The organism is Pseudomonas sp. KH_046_2 (assembly GCF_057838985.1).
Map to the genome: position 1 here is coordinate 2,250,328 of NZ_CM174480.1, position 17,536 is coordinate 2,267,863.

Below are 17,536 nucleotides of genomic sequence, written 5' to 3' on the forward strand. Positions count from 1 at the left end.
GTTGATGCGATAGCGGCCAGGGTGACAATATTCTAGGTCATGGACTTGGTTCCATTGGCGCCTGGTCATACTGCTGTCGCAACTCGGTCGCTATTATGCAGTAGCGGCCTATCGGCGCATGGCATTCGCGGCAAAGCATCAGATGGTTGAGGTATTGGTCATGGGCTCGGCACCACTTAGGTGTTGCCGTGGCGGCGGTCAAAACGCACCGGTCGCGGTTGAATTCCAGTTCGGGCACGGAAGGTGCTGGGATGTCGGGCCGCACCTGAACCCACGCGGGATTGCTGCGGATCAGCAGCACGACAAAGTGCGGGTGAGTGCGGCGCTTCTCGGCCAGGTCATACCGGTCGATAAAGCCATGCTCCAACAGGTAGCCCGGCGAACATTCCAGTAGACGGGCTACAGAGTCCAGCCATGCTTGTGCCTCTGTTGTCGAATCATTCGCCGCCCCCAGCACGGCGATGATCTCCAGGCGGTGCGCCTTGATGCTGGTCAGCAGATCAACGGGTGGCTGGTGGTCAGCGGTCCATGTCAATCGGTCGCCTTCCAGCACCAGCGCCACACCTTCGGCACTGGCACGACTCAGTATCTCGGCGGCGCTCATACCTCACCCCCGAACACGGGGCGCACTGCGACATGTGCGACTTCTGCGACACTCCCCGGATTTATTGACGCGAACGTTTGCGACAAGTCTGTGACAGCTTGCGACAGATCGGAGGCCACAGGCTCCTGGTCGCAGCTTGTCACAACGCTGTCGCAAGCTCGGAGCTCCTGCGGGGCGGGCTTTGTCACGGTTGTCGCAGTTGTCGCAGCTGGGTTGATGGTGAAATGTTTCCCATCGCTGGTCAGAAGCTGGCGATGCTCCACCAGCACGGCCAGCAACTGGTCGCGCTGCTTTGCGCTCTTGCGAGCTATGGACGGCCCTTCGCGCTGTAGTGTGCGTGATTCGAAGGTGTACCACCCTTTGTTGAGCAGCCAATCGAGTAGGTTTTGCGCTTTAAATAGGTGCGGGCCCGCCTTCGTTGGGTTGGTCAGTCGCAGGGCTTCGTCCAGATACCAGCGCACCAGCATTCCGGCCCGCTCGATAATCGGCAGGGTAATGGCTTCGGCGTTCTCGACCACGGCCAGTACGCCAGCAATCCGCAGCAGATTTTCGCCACCCTTCGCGGCGGCCGGTTTGATTTCGCACAGTTCGCCCCATTTGCCTAACTCCGTCTCAATAGCGTCGTGGTGGGCAACCCAGGCGGCCAGCGACTGCGGCCCCATTGGCAGCGCGGGCGGGGCCAACTCCCCTTGCTCATTCTGCGGCGGCTCAAGGGCCAGCAGATGGGCCATGCGCTGCCAGTAGCGCCCCAGTCGAACGTCTCGCATGGGGTCGTCATCCCGGTAGAAGCGAGTCCCAGCCAGTGACTGCGGCCAAGCGATTAGAAAGCGTGCCAGAAAGCCTTGACCCTGTAACACTGGATTGCCCAGCACGTTTTGCGCCACGATAGGCTGAATCATCAGATGTGCGCTCAAGCGGCAACCGCTGCGTGATGCGCTTTCACCTTCGGCGGCGCGGATGCGCGTGATAGGTGAGCCGTCCCAAAGCTTCGACAGCCCGGCCACACTTTTCAGCATGTTCTCCGGTCTGCTAGCGTAACCGCCGAAGAATTGGCCGCCTTCGTCACTGAATAGCCCTTGTGAGGGGAAACCGCGCAGTAGGGACTTTTGCAGCCCCTCTAACGTCGGCTCTTCGGCCAGGATGAAAGGCGATGGCGGCTCGATTGGCTCAAGCAACTTACCCAGCTCGGTAGCTACGGTTTCCGGATCGCCCTTGGCGTTGTCGAGAATGGCTGCACGGGCTTTCTGGTAGGCATCCCGGTGGTTGCGGTACTCCTTGTGTTCGGTCTTATATGCGCCCAACAAAGTGTGCTGGTGTTGGTGGTGGGCGTGCAGAGCTAAGCGATCCGCTGCCGACTTGCGGTCACCAGACTCGGCAACGGTAAGGGCGAACAGTGATAGGGGAATTAGTTGACCGCCGCGTTGTACATTGGCGTGAGGTTGGGCAGCCATTGCAGCAGCGGCCAGCACGGCTTGCCCGGCTAAGGCATCGGGCACTTGCACGCTTTCGATAATGGCTGCAGCAGCCCCACCCAGCAAATCACCCAGGGCTTGCAGGGGATAAGGTGCCGCAATCGACACGTCTGGCAGCAGAGGCTGCGGATCGGGATAGGCTGGCTCAGGAATAAGCGTGGAAGTCATTGTGCTGATCTCCAATTGGCCAGGTCGTTAAAATCGGAAAGAGTCAGGGGCTCGGCCCCCGACCATGGCGGAAAGATCATGCGACAGCCAAGAGCGGCGGCTGCCTCGATGGCGTAAGTGCGTCCGGGGTTGCCTTCGGTCATGCGGTCGTCGTCGCCGGCTACGATCAACACGGCGTCTGGATGCTGGCGCTGGAGCCGCTGGCCGACCTCTAGCAGGTTGTTGGCAGTCATGGCGCAAGCCACGGCGGCGCCGGTTTCGGCGTGAAGCGTGGCACCAGTTGCCCAGCCCTCGCAGATGTACAGCGCCCGGTCTGGCTGAATTGTGCCGATAAGTGAACAACTGCCCTTGGTCTTACCGCCGAACAGAAAGCGTTTGTCGCCGTCTGGCTTGATGCGTTGAAGGCTGACCAGCACCCCGTCACGCATAAGCGGTACCAGTAACACGTCACCGGCCTGACGCAGGGCATGAGAACGCACCCCTTTTGCCACTAGATAGGGGTGCTCGGGATTGGCGCTGTGGGCGTTGCGCCACATCCGGTTGGCATGTTCGGCGGCAGCTTGCTGGCCCTGGTGCTGCTTAGCTGGCCGCTGGCGTCGGGCCTGCTCAATGCGTAGTGCGATTACTTGCGCCTCTAGGTGGCCGGTAGTCTTACCGCTGTGCCAGACCTGCGAGCCGCCCGCTTTCCAGCTCCCGAACTTGCCGCAGGGGATGCCGTTCAGAAACAGCACATACCAGCCGTTCAAGGTGCCTGGCTTGTCGCCGGGTACGTGGAAGCGGTGGATGGCGCCGTCTGGTATCGGCAGCCAATCAAGCGGCCCGAGCACGGATTGCATGCTGTCACGAAACAAGATCACGAAATCCATAAAGCGACTTCCAGGCAGATCAGCAGCGCTAGGTCAACACCAGTCGGTGACAGGCTGAACAAGTAGAGGCTGGCCAGGTTTGGGGTCTTGATTGGGTGGCCAATGGCGCGCGTATTGGAAGTACCGGCGCTTGGGCGGCAGGTACCCAGCTCCTGCATGGTGGTGAAAGTGTCTGTCGGCCCCAGCTTGATCCGAGCCATCAAACGGGTGAGCGGGGTGTGGCTGCGGGGGGAGTTTATGCGCGATTCATTCCCGAGCTTGCCCTTAGTGGTGGGCTTCTTTTTGTCCATTATGTGCGGCCCTCCAGGCGATCAGTGATCCACTGTTCAACCTCCAGGCTGTCCCAGCCGACTGCGCGTGGGCCAATGCGGCGGCATTTCGGGAAAGTTCCAGCATTCATAAAGTTGTAAATGGAGCTGCGCCCGTAGCCGGTCATGATGACGACTTCCGGTAGGCGCATGATGCGGCGGGGTGGGGTGGTTGCTATTGCGGTCATAGCCATAACTCCTTCGCGCTATCTGGCGCTCAGTGGTTTATGGCTAGACATTCAATGTGAGGCGGCGGGCAATTTCGATCCGGGTTTCAGTGGGCTAAATGTTCCGGAAATTTTCAGTACTCAAAAGTTTCCGGACTAGCAGAGAATTGGGCTTCAACTGCCACAAATGCTCGAAATTCTGACAGGTCGCGCATTAATCCAGCCGCGAGGGGAACGACTGTTTTCCTAAAACTGCTTTCCCCCTTATCGTAACGACTCACTGCCGCTGACATTACGCGATCAGGAATATGCATATTCGACTCCTGTGCCCATATCTTCAGATCAAGGTAAGGCAGCAGTCCGTAGGACGCCCATCGACCATAGGCGGGGCGATGGTACTTTGTTCGAGCCGCGCCAGCGGCCAGCCTTGTTTCAGCCAGCCATGCTTTGAAGCTCTCGACAAGCGCTGCGTCTGGCAGGTCCAAGGATATTTTGACGGCCGCATACACTTCGCGATCTATAGAATGAAGTGTGGTAAGGCGTACTGGGTCAGGGCTAAGAATGGGCGTGAGGTGGCGGTCATGGTTACGTCGTTTGATGGCCTCAAAATATTCACCAGGATCATCGAAAATATTAAACGCGTGCTCCCATAGGTCTTGGGTATCCAGGTTTTCCACTCCTTTAAGTCCAACCAGACTCATTCTGGAGAGCACATCAAAATCAGTCGAGCCTAAAATTTTTGGAGCTAGGTCTGCATACAACTCATGTGCTGCCGCTCTCATCGAATCAAACAGCGAACTCAAATCATCAGTCCGCGAATCAATATGCTTGTGCTTAACATACTTACGCTTAAGAATCTTTAGTAGGAGGTTCCTTGCCTCAAGTTGCCGAAGCCACTCAATAGAATTAAAGCTTTTTGCCTGACTGTAGTTGTCCAGGTTGAACCATTTTGGTAAGTCACTTACTCGATCAATTTTTTCCATCTACACGCCTCCCTGGGCGTCCCCATTCTGAATAGGTCAGCGGGTCTCATAGTGTTTGCTTTTCGGAAGTTACCCTGGGTCAACCGAAAAACTTATGTGAACTTTTGGTTGATCGGCACCAAGTTTTCAGCAGCCAATATTGCGTCGATACGTTCGCCTAGCAGTCGCCATGCTTCGGTTTTTTCCTTGGCGTAGTCATGGTGCAGATAGTGTCGGCGAACCTTGGAGCCGCCCAACAGGTGATTCTGGCAGCGGTCGATAATGTCCAAGGTAACGCCTAGCTCCTGCATCATCGTCGCGCCAGTGCGGCGCAGGTCGTGCGGTGTCCAGTCGCCATTTGTGCCCTTGCTCAGTACCAACGTATTGTCATTGCGCCGGCCGGATAGAGGTTTGCTGCGTTTTTTGAACTGTTCTTGCCGGTCGCCTACGCGCTTGGAAATGCTCTTTAGGTCTACGTGGCCGGTATGGTTGGTGGCGGGGAACAGGTATGGCGTGTTGCCCGACAGGGTGTGCAGTTCTTTAAGTTGGCGTAGGGCGAAGGTAGACAGAAAAACATGGTGATCCTGGCGCGTTCCTCGGTGCCCTTTGGTGTTCATGGCAGGCAAAAACCACGTTCCCTTGCTTAGATCGACGTGGCGCCATTCGGCCTTGAGTAGTTCGCCGATGCGGCAGAGGGTGCCCAAACATATCCACAGTGCAAGCTGTGCTTTCCTTTCCAGCGGACGGACGCCGGAATATTTCTGGCCGGGGGGTAGGGCGGCATAATCACGCTCCATGCTCTCAAATATATCGCGCATCTCCCTGATTTCATCGACAGTCAGAATGCGGTCGCGTTCTTCTTGATAGTCGTGGTCTAGAAGTTTCTTGACTTCCACCAGATCGGCAGGGTTGCCGTCGATCATCAGGCCGCGCCAAGGCTTGCGCTTTTCGCCCCATGCGAGCATCTGATTCAGATCGGCGAACAGACTGACTACATACCGATTGACGCCACGTTCGCGTACGGTACGCAGCATGGCGAGAATATCTTTCTCGGTAAGAGCGCGCAGAGGCTTTTGGCCGATGCTGGGTAGTACGTCTTTGGTGAAGCTGCGGGTTAGTTCTGCATTGTCATCTTGGCGGGCCACGCCATCTTTTAGCCACTCGACGAACAGGTCGGCCACTGTCAGGTTCTCGGCAGCCAGGCGCTTGGCCCCGGCAATGGTCGCCTCAATAGCGGTCTGTTTTTCGATCCTGGCGGCTTTCTTCGCGGCGGTGGGGTTGATTCCTTCGCTTACCGTAACGCGCAGGCGGTCGCGCTCGGCACGGATGCTGGCAAGGCTTTTCTTGGGCCAAGAACCTAATGCTTGGTCGCGCTTGGCGCCATTCAACTTGAACTCAAAACGAAACAGAACAGTAACGCCCCGTTGCCCGGCGCGAACGCGCCCGACAATTCCGCCATCCTCTCGCAGTGTCAGGCCGCTATCATCAACGGTAAGCGCTTCCAGTTGCTTGACTTGGATTTTTGCCATGCCCCTTTTGCCTTTGTGTTTTTACCCCACTTTTACCCCACCTAAAACGTCGGCTTGTATTGCTGCGTTCTGGGCGGTGTTGGACGGTAGATTAGCCTGATGTTGTTGTATTTACTAGGGTATTCTAAATTTATTTGGGTTTATTATCGTCCAGTGAAATTCGATCTATAATGGCATGGGGTGCTAGGGGTCGAGTGTTCGAATCACTCCGTCCCGACCATATAATTCAAGGGGTTGCGAGATTTTATCTCGCGACCCCTTTTTATTTTTAGGCGTTTTTACCCCTACAAAACGACTGGCTCTGGGTGGAATCTTCGGCTGATACAAAGGCCAGAGTTTGTCCCGGAAGGCACAAGCAGCACGTCAATGCGTCCAGCCAGACCTTCAGGCCGAACGCACGTTTACGCAGAGCTGTCCGTTCTTGATCAGTTAATCGTTGCTCTGAAAATCGCGAGCAATACTCTCGCTTGGACTGATAGGGCTGAGTGCGCAGACAGAAGTGTTCGAGAGATGTTGAATGGGGGCTGAGCTCGACTTCGCGTGATTCGCGCTTGAAATCAGGAGTAAAGGAGCGGCGTTGCTTGGTCATCTGACACCTCGATCTGGCGAGCATTCTCGCCTAAATGGGTGTCCGGTTTCATTAGACCACTACTCTTCGCTGCATATCCTTAGCAGGATTGGCATGGGCAAGGACGTGCTTCTGCACGCCTAAATCCGCTATGTTCGGCGGCGGATCTACGGACTGATAGCTGTCGGCCAGGAGCGGACACTGACCGCCGGACGGTCTCAACGACAAAGCGGCGTTCGAGTTAGGCGATAACCAGCGGCAGCATGCAATGGCCTCTGAGCTGCCATTGACTGAATCCGAACGCGTCGATCATGCGTTGGTGCGCGAGACCCGCGAGAGTAGCTTGGCGAACTACGCAGGCAGTCCATCCGAGCAAGGACATGGTCCAGCCCGGTCGGTGTCACCAGTGACACGCAAACCTACGGTTTCAGAGCGACTACGCCAACAGCGCGCCCGTCGCGAACTATTGTAAAAAGGCCGTCTCGCGAGACGACCTGGTTTCTCGGGGGTCGGAACAACCCGACCTATTCGCCGCGATGGCTTTCCATGTCGGCAATGACCTGTGCAGATACGTCGAACACGAGGCGGTGGTTGTCGAACAGATCGTCCTGATTCGATACGAGGTCGACGGCGATATGCCCGCAGTTGAACATCAGCAACAGTTGACCGCCGTCCGGCAGCGGGACGATACGAATAGCTTCGGCTTCACCTGTGGTAGAGATGATGGCTTTGGCGATAAGCAGACGGGTGTGTGAATCAATCGAAAGAGTAGGCATGGTAGCTACTCTGTTTTAGCGAGTATTTCTCAAGCGCCCCCGCAAGTAGGATTAAATCGGCGCACCGTTGAGTGTAGCCCATGCGCACAGACTGCCTAGAGGGATCAGGATCGGCGACCGGCAGAGAACGGCCGATTCTGTTGAAAAAGTAGCTCCCCCGTCTGGCCTGCGGCAAAATCCTCGCATCGGCTAGCGGGGAAGCACGCAGCATGATGGGACAGTTATCGAGTGGGCAGGAACGACTGTTTTACTCGTTCAATCTTGAAGATCACATTCCCGCCAATCACCTTCTGCGCAGCATTGATCAGTGTCTCGATCTGAGTGACCTGTGCCATTACCTCGCCGATTTCTACAGCCCGATCGGGCGCCCGTCGATTGATCCTGAACTGATGATCCGCATGCTGGTGGTGGGCTACCGCTATGGCATCCGCTCTGAGCGGCGACTGTGCGAAGAGGCCCATTTGAACCTGGCGTATCGCTGGTTCTGCCGGTTGAGCCTTGAAGATGAAGTACCCAATCACTCGACGTTTTCCAAAAAACGACACGACCGTTCTTGGGACAGTGATCTGTTTCGCTGGTTGTTCAATGAAGTGCTGCGTCGCTGCATGGACGCAGGTCTGGTCAAGGGCGAAGGCTTTGCCGTGGACGCCAGCATTATCAAAGCGGATGCGAGTCGGCAGCGCGGCGTACCGGGAGATGAACCGGTCAACTGGAGCGATCAGGCCCTGAGCACCCGCGCCGTGCGTGAGTACCTTGAGGCACTCGATGAAGAGGCTCTGGCCGAAACGCTACCGAAGCGCCTATCGCTGACTGATCCTCAAGCCCGCTGGACCGCTGCCCGGCCGGCAACCCATTGCGCAGCGAATGGCGAGCTTTCAAGAATGAGCGTTCACACGTCACCAAAGCCAACACCATCATCTTCTGATCCCGGCAGACCGACTGCGCTACGTGTCCGATGAAAACCAAGTGCTGCCCGAACACTGCGTTGCGCAAGATCGCTCGCAGCGACCATGAAGCCGCGCGCAATGTGGTGAGTAGGTTCTCCGGTGGTGGTCGTGCCTGAGTTCAGGCCAGCTGAAAATCCGACTTTTTCAACAGAATCGGTCATAAGCAGCCAGTCGGAAATGTCCACGAAACCATGGGCGATTCACTCTGGGGCACACAGGCATTCAGCTTCCCTCCGCCCTCGGTTCCCGACTGGGAGCGGGGCGCCTACAAAGTTGCCATTATCATTTGTCGTCCATCTTCGTTGACGATTGTGGCCGGCGCTCAGTGCTCTCTTCGGCGTTGGGCGCTTCTGGAAAACTCCCTGGCGTGAACACATGGGTCTGCAAGTCGCTGGCATCGACTTCGGCGACACCATGAACCGAACGGGCCAGACCAATGGCCTGTTCACACTGTCTGTGAGTGTTGACGCGGCCACTTAACCCCACTATGCCCGCATGGGTTTTGACATTGATATGCAGGCTCAGGGTCGGATCGGAAAATGCCAGGGCCGACTTCACCTTGGCGGTAATCCATGCATCGTGAACGGCCATTTCCAGACCATGAGAGTAATGCTGGAAGGAGTGAATTTTCATGGCTGAACCCTCTCTCGCGTAATCAGACGTACTGTCCATCCCATTTGCTGTGCCGCCCTCTGCCTGTCAGGTGAACGCTATGGATACCTGATTCGTTTTGGAGCGCTCGTCACGCAAACATTGACAGAAATTAATTATAGTACGGCTGTTGCCTGCGGTCAGAGTGCTGTCCCCGTGAACGTCCGTCTTGGTCGCTCTGTGCCAGGCGCAACACCTACAGAGCACTCCAAACAGTCCTTATTGCGATCAGCCCTGATCAACCCATAGCTGCCGGTCACGATCGGCAAAAATCGGCCAGGAGGAGACATTCGTTTGCGTCGGGATGCCCCCTATCCAGTCGTCAGGCATTAAGCAGTGTTGAGATGGTCGCGTATGAACTCGATGAACCGCTGGGTCTTCGCAGGAAGCAGCCGTGTTTCGGTCAGTGCGTAGACCGAGATGCGAGTGCGACTACGACGAGATGTGCCACATCCTCGAAGGCACCTGCGCCTGACCGATGCGGACGGCGTGGCGAAGACCTTCGGACCGGGGGATTCGTTCGTGGTGGCGGCGGGGTTCAACGGAGCCTGGGAAAACATCACGCCTGCGCCTCGCCTGGGAACGCCGGCAGCCCGTACGTCAACGCAAGTTCCAAGGCCGGTTACAAGGGGTATAACTATCAGAACAAAAGGCGGGTCACGCAGAATAGGCCCTCCAAAGGTAGCGCCCGGGCCAGGCGCCCCAGGCCTGATCGGCGCCTGCGGCGCGGAGCGATGTGATGAGATCCAGAGCATGGCGATGGGCTCGCAAGAGCCTTCTTGGCTGCATCGAGCTGGCCTTGCTGGTCGCTCCTCTGTGCGCCAGCGCCATGTTCAAGTGCCAAGCCAGGGACGGAGCCATCAGCTACACCAGCCAAGCCATCGCCAGCGCCCGCTGCACTCGCGTGAATGGCATGGCGGGCGCCGGTGTCGGTGCCAAGGCAATGGCCCTGCCACGGCTTGTGCGGGACGACGACCCAGACGCGGTGCGTATTCGGGTGTTCACCTTCATCCACAAGGGTATTCGTCAATATGTGAGCCGGCGCCCCGTCGGGATCTCCGCGCGGGTCGATGTCCTTGAGCTCTATTACATCAAGGGCTGTTATCTGTGCATGGCGACGAAGGATTTCAAGGTCGCCTCACTGCGCCTGGACACCCAGTCCTATCGACGGGAGATCGAAGCCGCTTCGGGTCATTATGGTGTCGACAGGGCGCTGGTCCGCGCAGTGATACATGCCGAATCGGCGTTTCGCCCCAACGTCATTTCCGAAGCCGGCGCCCAGGGGCTGATGCAGTTGATGCCCGCCACCGCCGAGCGCTTCGCCGTGGGCGATCCGTTCGACGCCCAACAGAACATTCGTGGCGGCGTGCGCTACCTGGCCTGGCTGCTCAAGCGCTTCAACGGCAACCAGGTGCTGGCGTTGGCAGGTTACAACGCCGGCGAAGCGTCCGTGGTCGAGTACAACGGGGTGCCTCCCTACGCCGAGACGCAATCCTACGTCACCCTCGTGCAGTCCTTGACCGAACGCTATCGCAACCATCGCTAGTACCGTAGGGCGCATAACCCGGAATAGGTAATACGCCGGGCGGGGGAATGGCTCAACCGAACTTCCACGCTCACCGGTAAGTATCGACCCAAACCGGTCAGTCGTGACAGCCAGCCTTCGGCCAGACCAGCGATGAGCTTGATCCCTCCGACCAGTGCTATGGAATTGACTCCACCTCAACCTTTAGTTTTTGTTGGGCAGTAAATAGCGCGTCAAGGAATTGCTCTGATGCGCCTTTCGGCGTTTGTCCCTGACGAGTAATACAGTGAAAAGCCGGAAGCTCTCTTAGCGCTCCATCGGCAACAACCCTTTGATGAAAATGGAGATGGTTTCTGCGATCAGGTGCTCCCTTTCCGATGTCGAAGGGCACTTGCCAAGCCCGAGCAAGCAACGCAATTGCAGGTCGCCTGTCAGCGCATCGAGGAAAATCTTCGCGCGGGTATGGGCGTTGCCTGGTGTGATCAGCCCCGCTTCTTCAGCCCATTTGAAGTACTCGGCCAGGCAGTTGTAAGCCGTCGCCGGTGCTGCATCAAAGAACGACTGCGCCGCCTCCGGAGCACGTAGCGCTTCGGCAACAATCAGGCGGTGCAGGGCGATGGTGCGAGGCGATAGCACAACATCGAGGAAGATCCTGGCAATGCTCGACAGGGCTTCCTGCAAGGGTTGTTGCTTGAGATCCATGTGGGTGAGGGGGCTGACATTCTCCGCACAGAGCTGCTCGATAATCGCCGAAAACAATCCCTCCTTGCCGCCAAAGTAGCTATAGATCGTGCGCTTTGATCCGCCGGTTTTCGCAATAAGCCCGTCGACACTGACCCCGGAGTACCCATCCGTGAGGAACATGTCGGTCGCTACGTTGAGAATGCCTTGACGCTTTGCTGCCTGCTTGGGGGTAGGTGATTCCATGTGGCTCGGGTATTCCTGAAAAGTACGCTGCGAAGTTCGCCATAGCCTACGCCGCTCCAGGTATGCCTTCCAGCCGCACAGGCATCCATCGTGCGCATGAGTCAGCCAAAAAAAACTTATAAAAAAGGGGGCGGCACTCTTGACCCGCCTTTCGTTTGGGTGCACCTTTCGACATAAGGGTACGGTAACGTACCGTACCATTGCGCAAACACATAAGAACAATAGAGGTACAGATCATGCGTTTTGTACAATTCGTAGAAGGCACCTCCAAAGGCCTGGGTATTGAGCAAGCGGGCACTCTGCGCGGCTTGAGCGAAAACGAAGCCGGCTACCCGGGCTCGCTCCATGACTTGCTCGCGGCAGGCGAGGGCGCATTGAAAGCCGCCCATGAGCGCTTGAGCGATGCGCGTTTGCTTGATCCAACGAACATACGTTACCTGCCACCTCTCGAACGCCCGGGCAAGATTGTCTGTGTCGGCTTGAACTATGCCGATCACACCAAGGAAAGCCCGTACGAGCAGCCTTCCTACCCAACGTTTTTTCCTCGCTTCGCTTCGAGTCTGATTGGCCATGGCGAACCCATCATTCGTCCCCGTATCTCCGAGCAACTGGATTTCGAAGGTGAACTGGCGGTCGTCATCGGTACCGGTGGCCGACATATCGCCAAGGGTCGTGCTCTGGAACATGTTGCGGGTTATGCGATCTTCAACGAAGCCTCGATCCGTGATTACCAGTTCAAATCGCCGCAATGGACGATTGGCAAGAACTTCGATGCCACCGGCGCGTTTGGCCCGACCTTCGTCAGTGCCGACGAACTGCCGCCAGGGGCAAGCGGCCTGAATCTGGTGACGCGCCTCAATGGGGCAATCGTGCAGCAGGGCAACACCGCCGACATGGTCTTCAGCGTCGTCGACCTGATTTCCATCCTCAGTGAAGCGGTCACCCTGGAGCCCGGTGACGTCATTGTCACCGGTACGCCTGCGGGGATCGGCTGGGCGCGCCGTCCGCCACTGTTCATGAAACCTGGCGATCTGTGCACCGTAGAAATCGAAGGGCTTGGCATGCTGAGCAATCTGATCGCCGACGAGCCTTCGCCGGTCTGAAGCCTGGTATCAGGCTCTTACTTTCGAGCTAGCGGAGTCACTGTCCCGACGGGGTCGACCGCTGATTCTCCGATCTTTGGTGGCCACCTTTTTTCCGAACTGCTTTGCAGATCGCGGACCCGGCTGCCTCGACCTTTGCTGACGGCCCGTTTTTAGAGACAGCACTCTGAAAGCGGCCAAGGAGGCACTATCGTGTTGCAGATAAAAGACATCAACCACGTCGTCTACCGTCATCCCGATCTCGCGGTGATCGAACGCTTCCTGACCGATTTCGGCCTGGTCGTCATGCACCGGACCGAACAGCGGCTTTACCTGCGTGGCGCCTGTTCGCTGCCCTATGTGTATATCGCCGAGAAATCCGCACACAGCAGCTTTGGCGCCATTGCGTTCGCCGTCGAGCGTCTCGACGACCTGCACCAGGCCACACAGCTGCCGGGTGCGTCAGCCATCCACGCACTGGACGGCCCCGGAGGTGGGCAATGTGTCGTGCTGCACGATCCGTCCGGCCGCCGGATCGAGTTGGTCCACGGCATTGAACCGGTGGGTTCGTTAACCCTGCGCGCGGCGTTGACCCTCAATTCTGCGCAAGAGAAACAGCGCTTCGGCGATGTGCAACGCCCCAATAAAGGTGCCGCGCAAGTGTTGCGTCTCGGGCATGCGGCAATCGGCGTGCAGGACATGGTCGCGCACCTGGACTGGTACAAGCAGGTGCTTGGCATGCTGCCCTCCGATCTGGTGGTTGAAGAACCCAATCGGGACTGCCCGGCGGCGGCCTTCCTGCGATTGAACCGTGGGAGTGCATGGACCGACCATCACACCATTGCACTGTTCCAGGCGGAAAAGGACTTTGTCCATCACGTGTCCTACGAGGTTCAAGACTTCGACGCGCAATGCCTGGGACATGCCTGGATGACCCAGCAAGGGTGGTCGCCATTCTGGGGGGTTGGCCGGCATGTGTTGGGCAGCCAGATCTTCGATTACTGGAGCGACCCGTCCGGCAACCTCATCGAGCATTTCACCGACGGCGACTTGTTTAATCAGGACTCACCTTCCGGCTTCACCCAAGCCTGCGACGACAGTCTCTATCAGTGGGGGCCACCCATGTCGGTGGAGTATTTCCTGGGCGGTAAATGCCAAGCGCAAAACACCGCTCCCCGGACCGCGGCGTCCCGCCAGCGGCGCAGTTGATCAATCCCCACAGGACAGATGCCATGAGCAAAGTAATGACAGAACAGGGACTTGACCTGTTGTTTCGGCAGGCCCGAAGCCAGAACGGCTGGCTCGATCAGCCCGTGAGCGACGACACGCTCAAAGCACTCTACGACCTGGTGCGTTGGGGGCCGACCAGCGCCAACGGTTGCCCGGCACGTATCGTGTTTTTGCGCAGCGCCGAGTCCAGGCAACGCTTGTTGCCGGCACTGAGCGCCGGCAATGTCGAAAAGACGTTGAGTGCGCCGGTGACCGCAATCATCGGTTATGACACACGCTTTCACGAGCAATTGCCCAAGCTGTTTCCACACAACCCTGGCGTGCGCGACTGGTTTGCCGGGCAGACGGAGTTGATCGAGTCCACGGCGCTGCGCAACAGTTCGATGCAAGGCGGCTACTTCATCCTCGCGGCGCGCGCCCTGGGCCTGGACTGCGGGCCGATGTCCGGGTTTGATCATCACTGGGTGGATCAAGAGTTTTTCACCCCTGACACCGACCGGCCGCCTGCCTTTGCCGGCATGCAGATCAAATCAAACTTCCTCTGCAACCTCGGTTATGGCGATACCACCAAGTTGTTTGCACGCAGCCCGCGTCTCGAGTTTGAGGAAGCCTGCCTGCTCCTCTAACTGACAACGCACCGGTAAAACCAGTAAATCCTCCAGCCCGTCTGATTGCGCGCTGCGGCTCCTCACGCCCGAACCAACGGACTGGCACAACAACAAAAACAAGGAAAACCACGATGAAATCCATTTCGAAATGGCACGTGCTTGTCGGCGGTTTCCTGGCGTATCTGTTCGATGCCATGGAAATCATCTTGCTCACCATCGCGCTGCCGGTGATCCGTCAGGATCTCGGCCTGAGCTTCAACGAGGCCGGTATGCTGGCTTCGGCGACACTGCTGGGTATCGGTTTCAGCAGCATCACCACCGGCTGGTACTCGGATAACTTTGGTCGACGCAAGGCACTGCTCCTGTCGCTGATGGTGTTTGGGGTACTGACCACCCTGGTTGCAATGACTCACAGCTGGGCGTTGCTCCTGCTGCTTCGCTTCCTTTCCGGATTAGGGTTGGGGGGAGTCTGGGGCATTGTCTCGGCCTATGTGACGGAGACCTGGCCTGCGCATCAGCGTGCAAGAGCGACCGGCTTTGTGCTGAGTTCCTTCCCAATCGGTGCCGCCATCGCGGCAATGGCCGCGGCGAGCTACCTGCCGGACTGGAAGACGCTGTTCATGGTGGCGGGTATCTCGACGCTGATCCCGGTGGCGTACCTCTTTTTCTTTGTGCCTGAATCCCGGGAATGGCAAGAGCAGAAGGCCAAGAGCCTTGCCAACCCCAAACTGCACAGGCGCGTCTCGGTCAGCGAAATCTTTTCCCCTGAACTGCTGCGGCTGACCTTGTTGGGCACCCTGGCAGCCAGTTGCGCGGTCATCGGCTTCTGGGGCGCGAGCACCTGGTTGCCAACTTACCTGGTGCAGGAGCGGGGCCTGAACATCGGCATGATGGCTAATTTCATGGCAATCATGAACATCGGTGCATTCATCGGGATTAACGCGTTCGGCTTCATTGCCGACCACATCGGTAAAAGAAACGCTACGTTGCTTTCGCTGCTGGGCAGTGCCGTCATGCTGTCGATTTATGCGCTGACCACACAGAACGCCATCCTGTTCTGGCTGGGGCCGGTCTATGCCTTCTTCTATGCCTTTGCCAGCCTGTTCGCATCCTACTTCAGCGCCCTTTACCCCACCCGAGTACGCACTATCGGTGCTGGCTTCTGCTTCAACTTCGGCCGCGGCCTGGCGGCATTTGCCCCCTTACTGCTGAGTGGTATTGCCACCAGTTACAGCCTCGCATTGGGGCTGCTGGTCTGCGCAGGCTTCTTTGCCCTGGCAACGATCACCATGTTCTTCATGCCCCATGCGCAAATCCCCCAGGTACATCCCGCGCAGAGTGCGCCACTGGAAACCAGCCATTCGTAGTCGAGCGTCGTCATCCGGTTGTCGCGCTTTTGCGCATACACGCAATCAACTGCCAAGCACGGAGTTTCATGCATGTTAGAGCCACAGGTAAAGCAACACATCGAAGCACTTGAAGTACGCCGTCGTCAGGCGATGATCGATCTGGACATGGACTTTCTGGAAGGCATCTATACCGACGATCTCACCTATAGCCACTCCGATGGCAAGAGCGATAGCAAGAAAGGGTATTTGCAGGGGATGCGCGCAGGGATCTGGTTTTATCGAAGTTTCGAAAGCCGGCAAGAGCACATCCGCAGAGTGGGAACCTGCGCCGTCATCACCGGGCTGATCGACATGGATGTGATTATTCGGGGTGAGCCCATGCTGTTGAACTCGCGTTATATCAGCGTCTGGAGAGAGGGCGATGCGGGTTGGCAAATGATGGCCTGGCAGTCCACTCGATATTCTAAAGGCTGAAGTTGGTTTTCAGCGCGCAGCTGTTTCACCGTCTGCGCCCGACAGTTTTCAGTCACTAACAGTGCATTTGATCGTTTGATCCCGGTCGTTATGGCTAAGCGGGCACTGCGTCCTCATGCCTGAAATCCTTAGCGCTTGAAGCACTGTTCATGCGGCCAACACATGGCTGAACTAATTGGAATCTTGACCATGTACGTACAACAACTACAAAAAACGTATTTCAAGGCACTTCTGGCTGCTGGTGTAATGAGCCTGGCCACCACCAGCGTGAACGCCAAGGAATGGAGCGATACCTTTGTCGGGTTTCGCTATGGTACCGACTTCACCGAGCCCGGCGTGCGGGGTAAGGTCCAGAAGGAGATCTACCAACTGGGCCATGTCAGCGGCAATGACACGGGCTCCAACTTCTTCAATCTGGACGTCCTGAAGTCCGACAGTAATGACCCGAAGAAGGACAGTAACTCCGGCGCGACAGAAGCCTATCTGGTCTATCGCCATCAACTGTTTCTGAGCAAGGTCTTTGATCGTTCAATGGCTTTCGGTCCGGTCAAGGAAGTGGCGCTGAGCAGTGGGGTCGAACTCAACTACAAGAACACCGAATTCGCGACCCGTAAGCGCATGCTGGTGGTGGGCCCGACACTCAAGTTCGACGTGCCCGGGTACCTGGATATCAGCCTGCTTTACGCCATTGAATGGAACCATTGCGGGTTGAACGCTTGCCAGACAGAGAACATTCAGTTCGATCCTTACTACGTACTGCACATGGTTTGGGGTTTCCCATTTCAACTGGGCAGCGTGCCGCTCAAATTCCAGGGCTTCGCCAGCTACAAGACGCAGAAGGGCAAGGATTATTTTAAACAGGACACCGCCGAGGAAAGCCTCGTTCGGACTTCGTTGATGGTCGATGTGGGGCAAATGACCTTTGGCAGCAAGAACAAACTGCTGATCGGGCCGGGTTACGAGTACTGGAAACACAAATATGGAGCGATTCATAAACCGGGTACCGACACCTACGCACCGACAGTGCATCTTGAGTGGCACTTCTGAACCGATAAACAATGTGCTGGCGAACCCTGTTCAACGCATTCGCTGAACAGGCAATAACCGCTTCCTTTTTTGCTCCCCTGGTGGGGAAGCGGATTTTGGCGCCCTGATGGCCAATGCCAGTCAGTTAAGCTCGCTCCCACAGGGGAGGGTGTTCAAACTCTTAACTGACTGGCATTACCCCTGATGGCGCCTTTTTTTCGTTTACCAAAGTACGTTGCCGCGTATGCGGGCAGTCTGGAACAGATTGGCGGTCAGCGACTCGAGCTCTTTGATGGT

General features: G+C 57.2%; 18 protein-coding genes and 2 pseudogenes. 8 read left to right on the forward strand and 12 right to left on the reverse strand.

Translation table 11 applies throughout. The annotated features are described in order from the left end of the window. Positions 1-37: 37 nt before the first annotated feature. From AC3IX1_RS10220 to AC3IX1_RS10260, 9 genes are all read right to left on the reverse strand, one after another. Positions 38-604, reverse strand: coding sequence for a hypothetical protein (locus AC3IX1_RS10220; RefSeq protein ID WP_489388053.1), 567 nt, complete (start codon positions 602-604; stop codon positions 38-40). Beyond that, positions 601-2,244, reverse strand: coding sequence for a YfjI family protein (locus AC3IX1_RS10225; RefSeq protein ID WP_489388054.1), 1,644 nt, complete (start codon positions 2,242-2,244; stop codon positions 601-603). The genes AC3IX1_RS10220 and AC3IX1_RS10225 overlap by 4 nt, the downstream gene beginning before the upstream one ends. Beyond that, positions 2,241-3,110, reverse strand: coding sequence for a toprim domain-containing protein (locus AC3IX1_RS10230; protein WP_489388055.1), 870 nt, complete (start codon positions 3,108-3,110; stop codon positions 2,241-2,243). Before AC3IX1_RS10230 ends, AC3IX1_RS10225 begins: the two co-directional genes overlap by 4 nt. Continuing rightward, entirely contained in the window at positions 3,098-3,400 is a 303-nt protein-coding gene (locus AC3IX1_RS10235) for a hypothetical protein (RefSeq protein WP_489388056.1), read from the reverse strand. Before AC3IX1_RS10235 ends, AC3IX1_RS10230 begins: the two co-directional genes overlap by 13 nt. Further along, the gene (locus AC3IX1_RS10240) at positions 3,400-3,606 is read right to left on the reverse strand and encodes an AlpA family transcriptional regulator (protein ID WP_489388057.1); all 207 of its coding nucleotides are present in this window, start codon (positions 3,604-3,606) and stop codon (positions 3,400-3,402) included. Before AC3IX1_RS10240 ends, AC3IX1_RS10235 begins: the two co-directional genes overlap by 1 nt. Positions 3,607-3,719: 113 nt before the next feature. Beyond that, on the reverse strand, positions 3,720-4,568 hold the full coding sequence (locus AC3IX1_RS10245) for a DUF6387 family protein (protein WP_489388058.1): 849 nt from the start codon (positions 4,566-4,568) through the stop codon (positions 3,720-3,722). Between the two features lie 92 nt (positions 4,569-4,660). Further along, positions 4,661-6,076, reverse strand: a complete 1,416-nt coding sequence (locus AC3IX1_RS10250) for a tyrosine-type recombinase/integrase (protein WP_489388059.1) — start codon at positions 6,074-6,076, stop codon at positions 4,661-4,663. Between the two features lie 268 nt (positions 6,077-6,344). Continuing rightward, positions 6,345-6,665, reverse strand: coding sequence for a hypothetical protein (locus AC3IX1_RS10255; RefSeq protein ID WP_489388060.1), 321 nt, complete (start codon positions 6,663-6,665; stop codon positions 6,345-6,347). Positions 6,666-7,168: 503 nt separating this feature from the next. After that, entirely contained in the window at positions 7,169-7,420 is a 252-nt protein-coding gene (locus AC3IX1_RS10260; protein ID WP_489388061.1) for a hypothetical protein, read from the reverse strand. Between the two features lie 209 nt (positions 7,421-7,629). Here AC3IX1_RS10260 and AC3IX1_RS10265 point away from each other — a divergent pair. Further along, a pseudogene (locus tag AC3IX1_RS10265) lies at positions 7,630-8,259 on the forward strand (transposase); the annotation flags it as partial. A 390-nt stretch (positions 8,260-8,649) separates the two neighbouring features. Here AC3IX1_RS10265 and AC3IX1_RS10270 read toward each other — a convergent pair. Continuing rightward, positions 8,650-9,000, reverse strand: a complete 351-nt coding sequence (locus AC3IX1_RS10270; RefSeq protein WP_150812540.1) for a BON domain-containing protein — start codon at positions 8,998-9,000, stop codon at positions 8,650-8,652. 347 nt (positions 9,001-9,347) lie between these two features. Then, positions 9,348-9,440: pseudogene (locus AC3IX1_RS10275) on the reverse strand (LysR family transcriptional regulator); the annotation flags it as partial. Positions 9,441-9,757: 317 nt separating this feature from the next. Here AC3IX1_RS10275 and AC3IX1_RS10280 point away from each other — a divergent pair. Continuing rightward, entirely contained in the window at positions 9,758-10,564 is an 807-nt protein-coding gene (locus AC3IX1_RS10280) for a lytic transglycosylase domain-containing protein (protein ID WP_489388062.1), read from the forward strand. A 285-nt stretch (positions 10,565-10,849) separates the two neighbouring features. On the opposite strand, the gene AC3IX1_RS10285 is transcribed toward AC3IX1_RS10280, so the two are convergent. After that, on the reverse strand, positions 10,850-11,470 hold the full coding sequence (locus AC3IX1_RS10285) for a TetR/AcrR family transcriptional regulator (RefSeq protein ID WP_489388063.1): 621 nt from the start codon (positions 11,468-11,470) through the stop codon (positions 10,850-10,852). Between the two features lie 236 nt (positions 11,471-11,706). Between AC3IX1_RS10285 and AC3IX1_RS10290 the strand changes: the two genes are divergently transcribed. The 6 genes from AC3IX1_RS10290 (at position 11,707) to AC3IX1_RS10315 (ending at position 17,260) form a co-directional block, all read left to right on the forward strand. Continuing rightward, on the forward strand, positions 11,707-12,573 hold the full coding sequence (locus AC3IX1_RS10290) for a fumarylacetoacetate hydrolase family protein (RefSeq protein WP_489388064.1): 867 nt from the start codon (positions 11,707-11,709) through the stop codon (positions 12,571-12,573). 192 nt (positions 12,574-12,765) lie between these two features. Then, complete coding sequence (locus AC3IX1_RS10295) at positions 12,766-13,761, forward strand: 2,4,5-trihydroxytoluene oxygenase (RefSeq protein WP_489388065.1); 996 nt, start codon at positions 12,766-12,768, stop codon at positions 13,759-13,761. A gap of 23 nt (positions 13,762-13,784) precedes the next feature. Further along, on the forward strand, positions 13,785-14,408 hold the full coding sequence (locus tag AC3IX1_RS10300; protein ID WP_489388066.1) for a malonic semialdehyde reductase: 624 nt from the start codon (positions 13,785-13,787) through the stop codon (positions 14,406-14,408). Positions 14,409-14,521: 113 nt separating this feature from the next. Continuing rightward, on the forward strand, positions 14,522-15,757 hold the full coding sequence (locus AC3IX1_RS10305) for an MFS transporter (protein WP_489388067.1): 1,236 nt from the start codon (positions 14,522-14,524) through the stop codon (positions 15,755-15,757). Positions 15,758-15,829: 72 nt separating this feature from the next. After that, complete coding sequence (locus tag AC3IX1_RS10310; protein WP_489388068.1) at positions 15,830-16,213, forward strand: nuclear transport factor 2 family protein; 384 nt, start codon at positions 15,830-15,832, stop codon at positions 16,211-16,213. A 189-nt stretch (positions 16,214-16,402) separates the two neighbouring features. Beyond that, positions 16,403-17,260 carry a hypothetical protein gene (locus tag AC3IX1_RS10315; RefSeq protein ID WP_489388069.1) on the forward strand — a complete coding sequence of 286 codons (858 nt, stop codon included), beginning with the start codon at positions 16,403-16,405 and terminating at the stop codon, positions 17,258-17,260. Positions 17,261-17,536: the final 276 nt, after the last annotated feature.

What these genes read in the sequence shown, in the direction of transcription:
- AC3IX1_RS10220 (WP_489388053.1), bottom strand. Translation starts at nt 604, where the DNA reads ATGAGCGCCGCCGAGATACTGAGTCGTGCCAGTGCCGAAGGTGTGGCG.
- AC3IX1_RS10285 (WP_489388063.1), bottom strand. Translation starts at nt 11,470, where the DNA reads ATGGAATCACCTACCCCCAAGCAGGCAGCAAAGCGTCAAGGCATTCTC.
- AC3IX1_RS10315 (WP_489388069.1), top strand. Translation starts at nt 16,403, where the DNA reads ATGTACGTACAACAACTACAAAAAACGTATTTCAAGGCACTTCTGGCT.
- AC3IX1_RS10240 (WP_489388057.1), bottom strand. Translation starts at nt 3,606, where the DNA reads ATGACCGCAATAGCAACCACCCCACCCCGCCGCATCATGCGCCTACCG.
- AC3IX1_RS10250 (WP_489388059.1), bottom strand. Translation starts at nt 6,076, where the DNA reads ATGGCAAAAATCCAAGTCAAGCAACTGGAAGCGCTTACCGTTGATGAT.
- AC3IX1_RS10225 (WP_489388054.1), bottom strand. Translation starts at nt 2,244, where the DNA reads ATGACTTCCACGCTTATTCCTGAGCCAGCCTATCCCGATCCGCAGCCT.
- AC3IX1_RS10300 (WP_489388066.1), top strand. Translation starts at nt 13,785, where the DNA reads ATGAGCAAAGTAATGACAGAACAGGGACTTGACCTGTTGTTTCGGCAG.
- AC3IX1_RS10235 (WP_489388056.1), bottom strand. Translation starts at nt 3,400, where the DNA reads ATGGACAAAAAGAAGCCCACCACTAAGGGCAAGCTCGGGAATGAATCG.
- AC3IX1_RS10255 (WP_489388060.1), bottom strand. Translation starts at nt 6,665, where the DNA reads ATGACCAAGCAACGCCGCTCCTTTACTCCTGATTTCAAGCGCGAATCA.
- AC3IX1_RS10260 (WP_489388061.1), bottom strand. Translation starts at nt 7,420, where the DNA reads ATGCCTACTCTTTCGATTGATTCACACACCCGTCTGCTTATCGCCAAA.
- AC3IX1_RS10290 (WP_489388064.1), top strand. Translation starts at nt 11,707, where the DNA reads ATGCGTTTTGTACAATTCGTAGAAGGCACCTCCAAAGGCCTGGGTATT.
- AC3IX1_RS10245 (WP_489388058.1), bottom strand. Translation starts at nt 4,568, where the DNA reads ATGGAAAAAATTGATCGAGTAAGTGACTTACCAAAATGGTTCAACCTG.
- AC3IX1_RS10230 (WP_489388055.1), bottom strand. Translation starts at nt 3,110, where the DNA reads ATGGATTTCGTGATCTTGTTTCGTGACAGCATGCAATCCGTGCTCGGG.
- AC3IX1_RS10270 (WP_150812540.1), bottom strand. Translation starts at nt 9,000, where the DNA reads ATGAAAATTCACTCCTTCCAGCATTACTCTCATGGTCTGGAAATGGCC.
- AC3IX1_RS10280 (WP_489388062.1), top strand. Translation starts at nt 9,758, where the DNA reads ATGAGATCCAGAGCATGGCGATGGGCTCGCAAGAGCCTTCTTGGCTGC.
- AC3IX1_RS10310 (WP_489388068.1), top strand. Translation starts at nt 15,830, where the DNA reads ATGTTAGAGCCACAGGTAAAGCAACACATCGAAGCACTTGAAGTACGC.
- AC3IX1_RS10305 (WP_489388067.1), top strand. Translation starts at nt 14,522, where the DNA reads ATGAAATCCATTTCGAAATGGCACGTGCTTGTCGGCGGTTTCCTGGCG.